At 43.8% G+C, this 15,263-nt stretch carries 12 protein-coding genes; 11 read left to right on the top strand and 1 reads right to left on the bottom strand.

Going from position 1 to position 15,263, the window contains the following annotated elements:
- Window positions 1-122 precede the first annotated feature (122 nt).
- The 9 genes from MED222_RS12450 (at window position 123) to MED222_RS12410 (ending at window position 11,084) form a co-directional block, all read left to right on the top strand.
- The gene (locus MED222_RS12450; protein WP_009846764.1) at window positions 123-1,634 is read left to right on the top strand and encodes a sigma-54-dependent transcriptional regulator; all 1,512 of its coding nucleotides are present in this window, start codon (window positions 123-125) and stop codon (window positions 1,632-1,634) included.
- The gene (locus MED222_RS12445) at window positions 1,615-2,721 is read left to right on the top strand and encodes a glycosyltransferase family 4 protein (RefSeq protein ID WP_009846765.1); all 1,107 of its coding nucleotides are present in this window, start codon (window positions 1,615-1,617) and stop codon (window positions 2,719-2,721) included. Before MED222_RS12450 ends, MED222_RS12445 begins: the two co-directional genes overlap by 20 nt.
- Window positions 2,722-2,980: 259 nt before the next feature.
- Entirely contained in the window at window positions 2,981-4,357 is a 1,377-nt protein-coding gene (locus MED222_RS12440; RefSeq protein WP_009846766.1) for an O-antigen ligase family protein, read from the top strand.
- Window positions 4,358-4,449: 92 nt separating this feature from the next.
- The gene (locus MED222_RS12435) at window positions 4,450-5,235 is read left to right on the top strand and encodes an acyltransferase (protein WP_009846767.1); all 786 of its coding nucleotides are present in this window, start codon (window positions 4,450-4,452) and stop codon (window positions 5,233-5,235) included.
- Window positions 5,228-6,346 (top strand): glycosyltransferase, encoded by a 1,119-nt coding sequence (locus tag MED222_RS12430; protein ID WP_009846768.1) that lies wholly within the window; start codon window positions 5,228-5,230, stop codon window positions 6,344-6,346. The genes MED222_RS12435 and MED222_RS12430 overlap by 8 nt, the downstream gene beginning before the upstream one ends.
- Window positions 6,343-7,767 (top strand): GumC family protein, encoded by a 1,425-nt coding sequence (locus MED222_RS12425; RefSeq protein WP_009846769.1) that lies wholly within the window; start codon window positions 6,343-6,345, stop codon window positions 7,765-7,767. Before MED222_RS12430 ends, MED222_RS12425 begins: the two co-directional genes overlap by 4 nt.
- A gap of 363 nt (window positions 7,768-8,130) precedes the next feature.
- Window positions 8,131-9,231 (top strand): glycosyltransferase, encoded by a 1,101-nt coding sequence (locus MED222_RS12420; protein ID WP_009846770.1) that lies wholly within the window; start codon window positions 8,131-8,133, stop codon window positions 9,229-9,231.
- The gene (locus MED222_RS12415; RefSeq protein ID WP_009846771.1) at window positions 9,228-10,415 is read left to right on the top strand and encodes a glycosyltransferase family 2 protein; all 1,188 of its coding nucleotides are present in this window, start codon (window positions 9,228-9,230) and stop codon (window positions 10,413-10,415) included. Before MED222_RS12420 ends, MED222_RS12415 begins: the two co-directional genes overlap by 4 nt.
- Before the next feature lie 9 nt (window positions 10,416-10,424).
- Complete coding sequence (locus MED222_RS12410; RefSeq protein ID WP_017097829.1) at window positions 10,425-11,084, top strand: sugar transferase; 660 nt, start codon at window positions 10,425-10,427, stop codon at window positions 11,082-11,084.
- A 147-nt stretch (window positions 11,085-11,231) separates the two neighbouring features.
- Here the strand turns inward: MED222_RS12410 and MED222_RS12405 are convergent, their stop codons facing one another.
- On the bottom strand, window positions 11,232-12,914 hold the full coding sequence (locus MED222_RS12405; protein ID WP_009846773.1) for a methyl-accepting chemotaxis protein: 1,683 nt from the start codon (window positions 12,912-12,914) through the stop codon (window positions 11,232-11,234).
- A gap of 233 nt (window positions 12,915-13,147) precedes the next feature.
- Between MED222_RS12405 and MED222_RS12400 the strand changes: the two genes are divergently transcribed.
- Window positions 13,148-14,026 (top strand): LysR family transcriptional regulator, encoded by an 879-nt coding sequence (locus tag MED222_RS12400; RefSeq protein ID WP_009846774.1) that lies wholly within the window; start codon window positions 13,148-13,150, stop codon window positions 14,024-14,026.
- Between the two features lie 100 nt (window positions 14,027-14,126).
- Window positions 14,127-15,260: an efflux RND transporter periplasmic adaptor subunit gene (locus MED222_RS12395; RefSeq protein WP_009846775.1), complete on the top strand. Its 1,134-nt coding sequence runs from the start codon at window positions 14,127-14,129 to the stop codon at window positions 15,258-15,260.
- Window positions 15,261-15,263 lie beyond the last annotated feature (3 nt).

Genomic DNA, 15,263 nt, shown 5'->3' on the forward strand with positions numbered 1-15,263 from the left:
TTCTACACACCGCGCCTTAAAAGATTGCATGCGGTAGATAACAAATACACAAGACTCGTATTGATGGTTCCATATCACTATGTTATTGATTGGTTAGGATAAAGTTTCAAAAGGAATACACAATGCGCCCTAAGGTATTGTTAGTTGAAGACTCCACCTCACTCGCCGTACTCTACAAGCAGTACGTAAAGGACGAGCCCTACGATATCTTCCACGTCGAAACCGGCGTGGAAGCTAAGACCTTCATTGAAAGGCACTCTCCACAGCTTGTTATTCTCGACCTTAAGTTGCCCGACATGCCAGGGGAAGAAGTCTTAGATTGGATTAGTACGAACGAAATACCAACCGCCGTCATTATCGCGACGGCACATGGCTCAGTAAACATTGCTGTAGACCTTATCCAGCGCGGTGCGGAAGACTTCTTAGAGAAGCCCATTCAAGCCGACCGACTAAAGACCTCTGTTCGCTTACATCTAAAAAGAGCTAAGCTAGAGAACCTTGTCGATGACATGCAAAGCAAGTTCGATCGTGACCGCTTTCATAATTTCATCGGCTCTTGCCTACCTATGCAAGCGGTTTACAAAATTATCGATTCGGTAGCACCAACTACCGCCAGCGTGTTTATTAACGGTGAAAGTGGTACGGGTAAAGAAGTGTGTGCGGAAGCGATTCACCAAGAGAGCCAGCGCAACAGTAAGCCCTTCGTTGCTATTAACTGTGGTGCTATCCCTCGAGACCTAATGGAAAGTGAAATCTTCGGTCACGTTAAAGGTGCATTTACCGGTGCGACAACCGACCGTAAAGGTGCCGCAATGCAAGCGCATGGCGGCACCCTATTTCTCGATGAGCTTTGTGAAATGGAACTGGAGATGCAGAAGAAGCTCCTACGATTTTTGCAAACCGGTACGTTTACCCCACTCGGTGGCAACCGCGAGATTAAAGTGGATGTCAGAATTATCTGTGCGACCAACCGCGATCCACTGGTTGAGGTAGAAGAAGGACGCTTTAGAGAAGACCTTTACTATCGTGTTCACGTTGTGCCTATCGAGATGCCACCGCTTCGTGAACGAGGAAGTGACATTGTCACCCTGTCTAATCACTTCTTGAAGCTGTACGCGAAGCAAGACAAGAAGAAGTTCAAATCAATAGACAAAGAAACGCAGAATCTACTTAAACGTTATGCGTGGCCGGGCAACGTACGTCAGTTGCAAAACATCATCCGTAACATCGTGGTGTTGAACAATGAAACGAGCGTGACCAAAGACATGTTACCGCCTCCGATTAATAAAGTAGACGCAGCTCAAGCCACGAAATCAGTGACACCTATTCGAGTAGCTGCGCCCCAAGCTGCTGTTGTGGAAGCACCAGAAGCTAAGTTGCCACCTATTACACCGGAAGAGTTGGAGCAATCCTCAGTTGTCCCCGCTAACAACGATCCGATGACGCCCGCATTTACAACAAGCGAAGGTGCTATTCGTCCAATGTGGCAAATAGAGCGCGAAGCTATTCAACATGCCATCAATCATTGCGATGGGAATGTGTTAAACGCTGCCGTGCTGTTAGAACTTAGCCCTTCTACTGTTTATCGTAAGAAACAGGCTTGGGAATCGGAAGATGAGTACAATCAAGCCTAGCCAAGGTGTACTCAACGTAAACCTTCACGAGATTTGGCTGTTGATCGACAGCCAAACTTTTGGAGGCATAGAAACGCATGTTTTAGAGTTAGCACAAGGCCTGATATCTGAAAGCGCTCAGTATTCAGAGGCTATTCGAATCGTTCTTTTGACTAAGTTTAATCCTGAAGCGATCATCGTTGAAAAGTTGAATGCGCTGAGCATCCCTTATAGTTACCTCTCCGATTTAGCCTCATACTCTGCAGATTCAAGCGGCAATAGCGCGACACAGCTTAAACGTGCAGCTCATTATTATGAGCCAAGACTTATCCATGCTCATGGTTACAAAGCCAGTTTGGTCAGCAAACTAATAAAGCTCCCACCTCGTTTAAACAACACCAAACAAATCACCACTTATCATGCAGGTGAAACCCCAACAGGCAAAGTATGGCTTTATGACTGGCTCGACCGTTACAGCAGCTTTCTTTCTGATCAGTCGCTCGTGGTCAGTGAGAAGATTAAAGCGAAAGTGCCGAGTAAAACCCATCAATTGAATAACTTTGTTAAGGTCCCAACCGGATTAACAAAGTCCCCTTCATCAAGCCCATTCCATGTTGGCTTTGTGGGACGATTAAGCCACGAAAAAGCGCCTGATCGATTTGTCGCATTAGCCAAACCGTTTCCTGATGTTCGGTTTGAGCTTTTTGGTGACGGGCCAGAAATGGAAGCGTTAGTTAAATCGCAGCCTGATAATGTTACCTTTCATGGGCATCAAACCAATATGGACGACGTTTGGAGCCAAATCGATTTGTTAATCATCCCTTCCCGCTTTGAAGGCTTACCTATGGCGGCATTAGAAGCCATGATTCGCGGCATTCCTGTCCTCGCCACCTCAGTTGGTAACTTGCCTAAACTCATCGAGCACCAAGTTAACGGCTACCTCGCCAATTCAGAAGCTGAACTAGAACAGTTTTTATCTTTGTGGATATCATTGTCGATTGAACAACGTGACTCTCTCAGAAGTAACGCGATAGAAACGGTCAAACACCAATATTCGCCACAAGCTGTTGTCCCGAAGTTGTTGGAAATCTACCAACTCGATCGTTAATCCTAGTCTTAGTAGATAACTGGTTATTTTAGCTTGATAATTTGGCCGTTTTAGTCAGTTTTATACTGATTCTCAAAATGACAAATCTCAACTTAAGATTATAGTCTTACTCCATAATCCATCATTAAATCAGTTGGTTAAATGAAATGCATAACTGGCACTCGCTTTGCAACCTTTAACATCACGCATTAGATACGACTTTCAAATGTATAACGATAGAGAGCTGCCATGAATAGTTTACTCAGCAATAGAGATTACAATGCTCACCCCTGAAGCCAATAGATTGCCAGTCATCATCACTATCAGCACCTTGTGTGTTGGGCTTGGTATTGTTTGGTACTTTGTGCCTCACCCTGCTGTCATTGTAGCGCTCGCTCTTGTGCCATTAGCTGGGTTATTCGTGTTAAACAAGACATTCTGGCTAGTTCTACTGTTCGTTGTCTTTTCATTTTTCCGAATTCACGAAGCCATACCTCAACTCTATTCGTTAAAAATACCGCTGATGCTTTCATTAGGTGCCCTGTCCGCTCTGATCTGGCATGCACTAATCAGTAAAGAGCTAAAAATCTTTTGGCACCCTTGTTTAAATTGGCTCGCCATATTTTGGGTATTGGTTTTCATTGGTATTATCTTCGCGTCTAACAGGCCCATAGCATTTGCAGAATTCAAAGGTGTTTATTGGAAAATAATCGTCATGACGCTGGCGATTACTTGGTTAGTAAACACCACGGAAAATCTTGCAAAAACCGCGATGACGATTATCTACGCAGGCGCTTTAGTCAGTTTTATTGCCGTGTACAACTCAGTAAATGGTATTGGGCTTGTTGAAGGCTCGCGCGTAACTATTGGGCGCGATTTTGGCTCTATGTTAGGTGACCCTAACGACTTAGCACTGGTACTGATGTTCCCCCTTGCCTTTACGATAAGCCAAGCCACCACATCTGGCATCTCACGGTCCAAACGTTTAATCAGCGGGTTAGTCTGTTTGTTACTGCTCGCCGCCATTATTGCGACTCAAAGCCGTGGCGGATTACTGGGTTGTATTGCGGTGATTGGTATTTTTGCGTGGAAACTAGTTCGTTCTAAAGTCCTGTTAATCTCCGTAGGAACCATCGCGGCCGTGGCGCTCTATTTAGTTGCTGGGATCTCAGACAGAGCTTCTGGTGGTGCCGCTGAACAAGGTATCGATGAATCTGCAATGGGTCGAATATATGCCTGGGAAGCGGCAGTAAAAATGGCGGTTGAGAATCCACTGACTGGCGTAGGGTTGAACAACTTCTTCTCGAATTACTTCTTTTACAGTTCGCACTGGGACGGACTGAATCACGCCGTTCACAGTACGTGGTTTGGTGTGTTAGCAGAGACTGGCTTCATTGGTCTTATCATTTTTGTCTGCCTTATCGTTTCTTTGATCAAAACCTCCCGATCCACACTCACCAGATTAAAAAACTCAACCACAGAAATCGCACCTGAACTAAATGCGGTCGCCTATGCGATCTATGCAGGTCTGATTGGAACAATCGTGTCGGGTACGTTTTTGACTCAAGGCTTCAACTGGCCGATTTATATCCTCGCAGCGCTCACAGTTTGCGTCTCAAACGTATCTCAAACTGCCTGTCAAAATGAGAAAACCTAAAACCCACATTTTAACTCGTTGAAAATATTATATTTATTAAATGGCACAGTATATGAAAGTACTTCTATATAACAAAATAGAGGATTTTCATTATGACGTCAGTATCTATACATCAATTCAAACATTGGCTTAAGTTTCATCCTAATTCTCGAATTAGAAATGTGTTTTTCATTTTGAAAGACATCAGAAGCGCAGAGCTACCTACCCCTCAAATACTTAATCGTTGCCTCTATCAAGCGCACAAGCTAGTGGTAAGTTTGGTTTCTGGCTTGACGCGATTCTTCTACTGGACACCGGCTTTCAAAGGTCGTGTGGCTCAATGTGGCAAGCGCCTGTATTTGTATGGTGGTCTGCCTTTCGTCAGCGGTCCGGTGCAAATTTCGATTGGCGATAACTGCCGTATCTCTGGCCACACGACATTCTCTGGTTGTACTCAGCCACTTGAAGGCTTGGAACACCCACTATTATCGATTGGCAACAACGTCGACATCGGTTGGCAGTCGACTATCGCTGTTGGCGGTAAAGTCGTTATCTCTGACAACGTACGAATCGCTGGCGGCGCGTTTCTATTTGGATACTCTGGTCACCCGCTAGATGCAAAACGTCGAGCGCAAGGTGAAGGTGATGACCCTCAGCAAATCGGCGACATCATTCTTGAACCTGACGTTTGGTTGGGAACCAATGTAACTGTAAAAGGCGGCGTAACTATCGGCGAAGGTGCCGTTATAGCCGCAGGCAGCGTAGTAACAAAGAATATCCCGGCCTTCGCAATCGCAGGTGGTAACCCAGCTCGAGTAGTCGGACAGATTAAATCCGTTGAAGTGACTGAATCCGATGTATTCGATTCATTAGAGACTCATGGAGGTGACCATGCGTGATTTAATCGTATTTGGTGAAGACTTTGGCGGCCTACCGTCATCAACTCAACATTTAGTGCGTCACCTTGCTAAGCAACACAAAGTCTTATGGGTCAACTCTATTGGCCTAAGACAACCGAAGCTGTCAGCTAAAGATGCCACCCGAGCGTTCCACAAATTGTTTGGCAAAACCAAAGCCGTTACTCAAAACATGCTCGACTCTGAGGGACACGACAACATTACTATCGTTAACTTAAAGACAATCCCTGCGCCTGCTTCTAAATTTTGTAGAAAGTTGGCTCAGCAAATGATGTTGCACCAACTAAAACCAGTGATTGCCGAGCTTAACCTTAACGCGCCTATCCTATGGAGTTCTCTTCCGACTGCTGTTGATCTGTGCGGACACTTAGGCGAGTCAGCGGTTGTTTATTACTGTGGGGATGATTTTAGTGCACTTGCGGGCGTAGACCACAAGACGGTCGCAAAGCATGAATTAGAACTCATTGAAAAATCAGATTTGATCTTCGCTGCTAGTGAAAAGTTGATGGACAAATTCCCTAGCGAGAAAGCTCAGCTCTTACCACATGGTGTCGATGTCGGGCTATTTTCTACACCTGCACCAAGAGCAAAAGATTTACCAAGCAACCACCGCCCTATTGCTGGTTTTTATGGCAGCCTTTCTAAGTGGCTTGATTATGAAATGATTGATCATGTCGCGACAGCAATGCCGGAATGGGACTTTGTATTTATTGGCCCAAATGAGCTTGATACGATCATGCTGCCTGAGTTGAGTAACGTACATTACCTTGGCCCACGTCCGCACTATACGCTGCCAAGCTATTCTCAACACTGGGATGTGAGCTTGTTGCCGTTTGTTGATAACGAGCAGATCCGAGCTTGTAGCCCACTCAAACTAATGGAGTACCTTGCGGCCGGCACGCCAATTATCACAACTCAATTCCCAGCATTAAAGCCATATCAAGAACATGTCACCACAGTTGGTAGTGTAAACCAAATGATTTGGGCGCTTGATCATGCACGCCAGCTGAGCAATTCACCAATCTCTGTCGTCGAACAAGAGAGCTGGCAGAACCGTGGTAACTTCGTACATTGGATGTTGGAGCTTTTATGAATAATCTTAAGTTGCGCTTACTAGTCATCCTAAATGCCATGTGGCGCCAACGCTACGTTATTGTTCTCCCAATCTTTATTTTGCCCTTTGTTGGCTTCGGTGTGAGCAAGTTGGCCCCGACTAAATATGACGCGCATACCAGTATGTTGATTCAAGAAACGGCCAAAATGAATCCATTCTTGGAAGACATTGCCGTTTCTACCATGCTCAAAGACCGCCTTAACGCGTTGAGAACACTACTTCATAGTCGACATGTGCTTTACTCGGTCGCTGATGAACTGCAATTAACCACGCCCGATATGCCTGAAATTGAGAAACAAGAGATCATTACTGACCTATCTCAACGTCTAACGGTGACTCAGCTTGGAAAAGATTTTCTAAAAATCAGCTTAAGCTCAAACACGCCAGATGGAATGGAAGCGACGCTTCGTTCGGTAAGTGAACATTTCATTGAACAATTGCTCGCTCCGGAACGTTCGTCGATTGAAGACTCGAGTAACTTCTTGAAAATTCATATAGATAAACGCAGTGCTGAACTTGAAGTAGCAGAAGAAGCTCTTGCCTTATACATGAATGAGAATGTTCATTCGACGCCTGAGGTACAGAGCCAAAGTTTGAATCGCTTAGCGTCACTCAAACAAACACTCGCAGAAAAAGAGGCCGAGTTATCCGGTGTTGAAAAAAGCTTAGGGTCAATCGATCAACAGCTTTCAAAAACCAACCCTGTGATAGGTCGAATAGAAGATCAGATCATCGATATTCGTAGTGAACTGGCTCTGCTTCAAGCCAAATACACAAACAAACACAGTGCCGTACAAGCTAAAGTTCGTGAACTAGACAGACTTGAAAATGAGAGAAAGAGTTTACTCGATGTAACTCAACCTACGATGAACAGCGACCAGCTTTGGGACATTGCAAGTAGTACTACACTGAACAAACTTTCGGATACCCAACCTCTTTTAGTCACCCAGCTACACAGTTTACAACTGGTTCGCGCTCGCTTTGAGTCTTTAACTGAAGAAACGAAAAGCCTTCGTACTATGATTTTCGAATTAGAACACAAGGCGAATAACTTCGGTGAAAATGCAAAAGAGATGTATCGCCTTAAACGCCAAGTTGAAATCAAGCGTCAGCTATACGATGAACTGACAGAGCGTTATGAAATGGCTCAGCTAACAGGTTCGCTTGGCGTATTCGAGCAAAACAAACGTGTGAAGATTATCGATTTACCCTTCACGCCTAGTATCAAATCTAACATACCTTCTTTTGTGTTTGTTTTGGCTGGTTTCGTTGCAGGTATCGGCCTTGGCATTGGGTTGGCGATATTGTTTGAGCTGTTTGACTCTTCAATCAAGCGTAAAGACGAAATCGAAGACATCTTAGGTGTTCCTGTCATTACCGTTATCCCTAAAATGAGTTAGTTAGCCTTAAAGGCATTTTTAATTTGCTAGCTTCGTAGCTTCTTCTTATCTTTTTAGCTTCCTAACACTAAACGCCAACATTCGCTTGGCGTTTTTTTTGTCTAAAGCCTCAAGTTCTAACGCTACTTTCGATTAACCCAAGCCCTATGCTCCAAATAGCTATTCATTGGTGTTTTGTTTTGATTCCCATTTTGAGAAACAAAAAACGCCCTATAGAATCATGCATTAAGCGATTGAAATATAAAGGTTATTTAATTGGCACAACTCCTGCAGTCTCATTGTGTAGCTAAACGTTTTAAAGAAGTTACTTCAAGAAAAATGTCAGAAAGGCGAAACAAGAATTATAAAGGCAGGGTCCAAATTATGAATACGCACTTAACGAAGCATGGTAAAAAGATCATACACGTTGTTCAGCACCTCGCTCCCGGCGGATTAGAAACCCTAACGTTAGATTTGCTGCGCCTTGCTAAACCAACAGACCAAGTGTTGATTGTCAGTTTAGAAGGAACAAAAGAAGACTCGATCAACAACTGGCCTAAATTAAAGCAGTATCAAAATCAAATCGTCTTTTTGGATAAAGCACCAGGCGTACAATTCAGTATCATCATCAAATTGATGAAAGCATTTAACGGTATTCGACCTGATGTTGTTCACACGCATCACATAGGCCCACTGCTCTACGCGGGTTACGCTGCCCGTGTAACTGGGGTTCCTACTCGAATTCATACCGAGCATGATGCTTGGCATTTGAAAAATAACAAACGTCGTCGCTTACAAGCCCTTGCATTGAAAGCGGCTCAACCAACGTTAGTGGCCGATGCAACACGCGTTTACAATCAGTTACGTTGTGCGTTTTCATACAAAAACATCATCACGATTAAAAACGGCGTAGATTGTGAGAAGTTTAAACCGATGTCAAAAGCAGACGCGAGAGCAAAGCACAACCTACCAACCGACAAATACATCATTGGTTGTGCGGGGCGTTTAGAGCACGTGAAAGGTCAAGACCAGCTGATTAAGGCACTTGCTCTACTGCCATCAAATACCGTTGTCGCACTGGCTGGTAATGGTTCAAAACGCAATCAACTGAAACAACTCACTGACCGCTTGAATCTCAGCGAACGTGTGATCTTTCTTGGCTTAGTGGATGACATGACCACCTTTTACGGAGCGCTGGATACCTTCTGCCTACCTTCACGCCACGAAGGGCTTCCTCTTTCTACACTCGAAGCCCAAGCATGTAACATTCCAACCGTCGCGATGAACGTCGGTGCGGTTGATGAAACCTTATGTCCCATCAGCAGTTCCCTCGTCAAAAGTGGCAGCATTGCCGGATTAGCCAGTGCGCTATTAGAAAAACAAAATGAACGCTTTTTGTCACCTCGTCGTTACGTTCTCGACAACTTCGATATCATCAAAATGGTTTCGTCTTACAACGACATCTCAGAAGGAGTTTGCGCATGATCGACTGGTTGCTTGCAGGACTTTGCTTATTCTCTGGTGCGCTGATTGTCTACCATCACGCCGCCTATCCACTGTTACTACGTTGGTATGCGAAAAGTCACCCGGCGCGTCAGATTGAAGAGAGCCACCGTTGTTATAAAGACGAACAACAAGATTGCACACTACCCACCATCACCATTCTTGTACCGGCATTTAACGAAGAGCAATGGATCGCAGACAAGATCCGTAATCTTGCTTCACTCGATTACCCAAAAAAGAAGTTACAAGTGATTATTGCTTGTGATGGTTGTACTGATGACACGGTAAAAATCGCTCAAATGACGATTCAAGAAGCGATGTGCAGCGATATCTATTTCGAGATACATGACCACAAAACCAACCGAGGGAAAGTTGCGGTTATCAATGAAGAAGTGACAAGCATAAACAGCGACATCACGGCTCTGAGTGATGTGTCAGCCCTTATTTCATTGGATGCGCTGCTTATTGCCGCCGCTCACTTTGTAAGTGACAAGGTTGGCGTGGTAAACGCAACGTATCAGCTTTGCCCAACAGGTAACGAAGGTGAAAATACCTATTGGCAGTTTCAAACCGCCGTTAAAGAGTCAGAAGCTTCATTAGGTTCGAGCTTAGGTTCTCATGGCGCTTTCTACTTGTTTAGAACACACCTGTTCGAACTGCTTCCACTCAACACTATTAATGATGATTTCATCCTACCGATGCGAATCGTTAAACAAGGTTACATCGCAGAATACGAAACACAAATGGTCGCACTGGAACTAGAAGAATCAAATTTAGAAACAGATTTCAAAAGAAGACTTCGTATTTCAGCGGGTAACATGCAACAAGCGATTCGATTGTTTGGCTTGTTCAGCCCGAAGTTCAAAGGCATCGCGTTTGCGTTCTTCTCTGGAAAAGGACTTCGTCTACTCACTCCATATTTAATGATTGTGTGCTTGGTGTGCTCAATCTTACTTAACAACTACTTGATATTTGAAGTGTTGTTATGGGCTCAAGTTGCCGTGTATACCATTGGCGTACTTGGCTGCATCTTGCCAAAGCGTCTCGTAAATAAACCTATTTCATTAATCTCTTATTTGATAGTTGGACACTATGCCAACTTCATTGGTGGCATTCGTTACCTAGTCGGGCTAGAAAACTCACCTTGGACACGAGCGAATCATTAAGGACTTATTATGATGAACATTGAACAGCTATCTACTCAAAACTTATACCAATACAAAATCTCACGTGCTAAACGTACTTTCGATTTCGTGAGTTCACTGATTGCTTTGATTTTGCTAGCGCCCGTATTTCCATTGATTGCGATGGCTATTGTACTCACTTCTCGTGGCCCGATTTTCTACCGTCAACTGCGTGTTGGTAAATCGACACCGGAGAAAATGGAAATCTTTGAGATCATGAAATTCCGTAGTATGTACGAAGATGCAGAAACGCGTTCTGGTGCCGTTTGGGCTACGGCGAATGACCCACGAATCACACCCGTTGGCCGATTTTTAAGAAAGACGCGTCTTGATGAGTTGCCACAACTGATCAATGTATTGAAAGGTGAGATGTCTCTAATTGGCCCACGTCCTGAACGCCCTACTTTTTACACCAAACTAGAGAACGAAATCCCCTACTTTGCTGACCGTACATACGGCGTAATGCCCGGTATTACTGGGCTAGCACAAGTAAATCAAGGTTATGATACCTGTATTGATGATGTACGTCGTAAAGTGGGCTTTGACCACAGTTATGCACTGAGTCTGTGCTCTATGAAATCTTGGATTGTGGCTGATCTCAGCATCATTTCTAAAACAATCATAGTAATGGTCGATGGACGTGGACAATAGGTGAGATGTGTTCGCGGTGATGGATGTTTTTTATAGTCTACTTAAGGATATGTAACTCTTGACGCTTGATAGAAAGTGGCGACCAAATTGCTTAACAATTGGTCGCCACTTTTAATTTATATTGGAGTGTTTATGCTTATTTAGTATCTAAAGCTTAAATTGACCAACAAGTTGGCTTAATTGCCCACCAGCCTGTTTAAGTTCATCCACAGCGGTACTTGATGTTTCACTCGATATCAGCAGTGAACTTACAATGTCACGTATAGTCACCAAGTTACGGTTTATCTCTTCCGTTACTGAGCTTTGCTCTGTTGCCGCAGTTGCTATATGGTCGGTCATTGCATTGATTGAGGCTACAGCGGTGCTAACATCATTTAAACCCGCTGATATATCATTTGATGAAGTCACAACATCCTGACAAGTATTGCTACTTTCACCCATCGAAGAGACCGCTTGTTCAACCAACTTATGAAGTTCATCAAGCATGGTCTTAATCTCTAACGTACTACCTTGAGTTCTACTTGCAAGGTTACGTACTTCGTCTGCTACTACAGCAAAGCCTCGACCTTGCTCACCTGCTCGCGCGGCTTCGATCGCTGCGTTTAGTGCTAGTAAGTTAGTTTGTTCTGCAATCTCGCCAATAACCTGTAACACACCATCTATCTTTTTAGACTGGTCGTGGAGTGAATTCATGTGTTGACTTGTGGTCACCACATTCTGTTCTAAAGAGCCAATAGATTGCGTCGACTTTTGCACAAGGTTTTGAGCATTATGAGCGTCATTGTTAGCTTCATTCGTTGCACTAGCCACTTGATGAGCACTTTGTGCCACTTCGTTTGCTGTACTACTCATCTCAGTAACAGCTGTCACCACCTGCTCTGTCTCGTGGTTGTGCTCTTGAAGTTGATTACTTAGGTGAACCGTTTGGCTACTTATTTGGTCAGTGGCCGTCGTAACATTATTTGTAGCTTTCGAAACATCAGTAATAATATTGTGGAGCTTGCCGATAAACTGGTTAAATGCTTTACCTAATTGTCCAATTTCATCTGTACCCGACACATTAATTCGATGGGTAAGATCACCTTCACCATTTGCAATGTCGATAAAGGTGTTAAGCATGTCTTTGATTGGGGCAATCATGCGCGAAGCGACATAAGACATGATCAGACAAGTTAGGGCTACTAATGCAAGCGCAGTAATGACAATTGTTGAAATTTGCGTTTCCATACGCTCACTGGCTTCTTGACGGTAAACCTCTGTAGCCTTAGCAATGTCATCAATATACAGACCCGTTCCTAAGAACCAACCTGTTCCAGAAATAGGAGCAGCGTACGCAATTTTTGGTTGAGGGACAGACGATCCAGGCTTGTCGTAAATGTATTCAATGAAACCACCACCTCTTGTCGCCTGTTCATGTAGGCGAACCGTGATTTTGATGCCATTCGGATCTTTTAAACCGCCGCCATCTTTACCTTCAAGTTGGGGCTTTAGACTGTGAACAATGTAGTGATCGTTTTCGTCGAACACAAAGAAGTATCCGCTGCCATTAGAAAAACGCGCTTCTTTTAACGCGAATCTAACCGCTTCTTGTGCTTCTTGACCTGTACCAAAACGTCGAACTACATCTTCAACTACAGATTGAGCGATAGTAGCTGCATCTTCAATATTGTTCTTACGTTCATCGGTTAAGACCGTTTGGTAGTCTTGAATTTCATATTCAAGAGCCGATAGTTGGGAGTTAATAACAATGACTAGAGTCACAATCGCAACCAACATCGCTGGTACAATTGCAGACAAAAGCATCTTCATTTTCATAGATAAATTATACATAAGTAGTCTCAAACATTATATTCGCGAAGATATTACATCATGCATACTTTTAAATAAACGCCGTACTTATTGATTGTATCGATGAGGTGATTTCGTTTTTCATTAAGTCACCTGAGTACATGTGTCTCATACACACCAATAGGTTATTAATTATTCGTTGTTTTTTCGATTTTATGTACTATTTGATATACGATAACTGTTGTCATCCAATACCCAAATTCGAAACCAACCCTATGAAAATCGAAGATCTTAAGTTGTTCACCACCGTTGTCGAACTGGGTAGTTTTACTGCCGCCGCTAATGCTCTTGACCTTCCGCGAGCTAACGTTAGCCGTAGAATTAACGACCTTGAGAAATCTCTCGGCATTCAACTGTTCTTTAGAACCACACGAAGCCTCTCCTTAACCAAATCTGGCGAGCTCTATTACAAAGAATTACTCAATGCATTGAGTGCGCTCGACAAAGCAAACCATGTCGCTTCCAACCTGTCAGAGGTTGCACACGGACAAATTAAGATTGGTCTATTGCCTGAAACCAGCGATATCATGCAGTCGACTCTGTTTAAATTCCAAGATATGTATCCTAAAGTTGAGCTTGATATTCGCAACATTAGTAACGGCTTTGTCGACATGTACCGTCAAGGGTTAGACCTCGCTATGCATGGTGGTACGTTGAGCGATGCAAACGTGGTTGCCCGTAAAGTGATGGTTCTTCAACGTATTTTTGTCGCAAGCCCTGAATTTATTGAGAAACAAGGCAAGCCTTCAAGCCTAAGAGATCTCACTAATTACCCATTTGTTTGCTTCAGGTGGCCAAGTGGGGACATCGATAAAGAATGGGACATCAAAGATCACACCATCAAAGTAGAACCTTCGGTCGTCAGTGACAGCATTGGCTTTGTTAAAGGCGGTGTTATTCGACATAGAGGTATCGCGTTGTTACCAGAACTTTTGGTGCGACATCAGCTCAAAGACGGTAGCTTGATTAACCTATTCCCCGACGACAATCTTCAAAAAGAAGAAGCATGGTTGCTCTACCCTCAGCGTAAAGCGTTAAGCCATTCAGCACAGCTTTTGATTGATTTTCTATTACAAGAACTTCCGAAACTCTAACTATTGTAATGAATATTGTGACAGTGTTTCACGAGCAGGCTAGATTATCCTAACGAAATAGAAAGATAGAATCGCTTCATAAATTCAAGAGGAGCAATCCATGAAGCCTATCTTTCAACATTCATCTATTTTTCAACGTTCGTCTACTTTTCAACAGACACCTATATTCAAATATACAGTCATTGCACTAAGCTTAACCGCCCTGTTTGGCTGTAATGACTCAGAGGCGACTGCGCCTCAAAAACAAGCTCGACCAATTCAAGTGATTCAACTTGAACCTCTTTCACATACGGCTGAAAAGTCTTTTACTGGCAAGATACAATCATCGGAAACGGCTGGCGTTGCGTTTCGTGTGCCTGGCACTATTCAAAATATGATGGTCTCTGTTGGTGATTCAGTAAAGAAAGGCCAACCCCTTGCGCAACTAGACCCTCATGACTATCAAGTCGCGTTAGAAGAGTTACAAGCACGAGCCCTTGAAGCTAAATCTGCACACAAATTGGCGACATCCGAACTTGTACGAGTAAAACAAGCCATCGCTGATAATGCGATTGCCGATGTTAACCTAGACCGTGCAATCAGCGGGTACGAGCGAAGTGAAGCGGCGGTTAAAGTCGTAGAACAGAATATACGCCGTGCGAAAGATTCGATTCGTTATACCCAATTTCTCGCCCCTTTCGATGGTGTGGTTGCGGCATCAAATTTTGACCAGTACGAACAAGTAATGCCGGGCATCTCGGTGTTCACAATCCACAATCCAGATAAACTTGAAGTTAAAATTCAAGTACCTGAAAATTTGATTCATGAGTTCAAACCAAATCAAACTTCTGTCATAGATTGGTATGGTTCAGAGACTAAACTAGTTGGTTATGCCGCTGAAATTTCGACGTCACCTCACCCAATCAAGCAGACCTATGCGGTTACTTACCATGTCGACTCCACTGACAAATCGGTATTACCTGGAAAAGCGGTCACATTGACGACTCAACTTGGAGAAGCGAGCAGTAATTTCTGTTTGCCCTATTCTGCGTTAGTCAACCAAACGGGTATCGAGCAAGTATTCACTGTTAAAAATGAACAAGCTCATGGCGTGACTGTGGATGTGATTTCTATGTCCGAAAATACTGTGTGTGTTGAATCGACGCTCAACGATGGCGACTTCGTGGTCGTGAGTGGCGCGCAATACGTGGTGGAAGGACAATACTTCTCCAATATTCAAGTTAAAAGCCTGTAGGTG

It is taken from the genome of Vibrio sp. MED222, assembly GCF_000153005.1.
Lineage (GTDB): Bacteria > Pseudomonadota > Gammaproteobacteria > Enterobacterales > Vibrionaceae > Vibrio > Vibrio tasmaniensis_A.

Coding starts and splice junctions, on each gene's coding strand:
- MED222_RS12400 (WP_009846774.1), top strand. CDS start 13,148: ATGAAAATCGAAGATCTTAAGTTGTTCACCACCGTTGTCGAACTGGGT.
- MED222_RS12410 (WP_017097829.1), top strand. CDS start 10,425: ATGATGAACATTGAACAGCTATCTACTCAAAACTTATACCAATACAAA.
- MED222_RS12395 (WP_009846775.1), top strand. CDS start 14,127: ATGAAGCCTATCTTTCAACATTCATCTATTTTTCAACGTTCGTCTACT.
- MED222_RS12450 (WP_009846764.1), top strand. CDS start 123: ATGCGCCCTAAGGTATTGTTAGTTGAAGACTCCACCTCACTCGCCGTA.
- MED222_RS12430 (WP_009846768.1), top strand. CDS start 5,228: ATGCGTGATTTAATCGTATTTGGTGAAGACTTTGGCGGCCTACCGTCA.
- MED222_RS12415 (WP_009846771.1), top strand. CDS start 9,228: ATGATCGACTGGTTGCTTGCAGGACTTTGCTTATTCTCTGGTGCGCTG.
- MED222_RS12435 (WP_009846767.1), top strand. CDS start 4,450: ATGACGTCAGTATCTATACATCAATTCAAACATTGGCTTAAGTTTCAT.
- MED222_RS12445 (WP_009846765.1), top strand. CDS start 1,615: ATGAGTACAATCAAGCCTAGCCAAGGTGTACTCAACGTAAACCTTCAC.
- MED222_RS12440 (WP_009846766.1), top strand. CDS start 2,981: ATGCTCACCCCTGAAGCCAATAGATTGCCAGTCATCATCACTATCAGC.
- MED222_RS12420 (WP_009846770.1), top strand. CDS start 8,131: ATGAATACGCACTTAACGAAGCATGGTAAAAAGATCATACACGTTGTT.
- MED222_RS12405 (WP_009846773.1), bottom strand. CDS start 12,914: ATGTATAATTTATCTATGAAAATGAAGATGCTTTTGTCTGCAATTGTA.
- MED222_RS12425 (WP_009846769.1), top strand. CDS start 6,343: ATGAATAATCTTAAGTTGCGCTTACTAGTCATCCTAAATGCCATGTGG.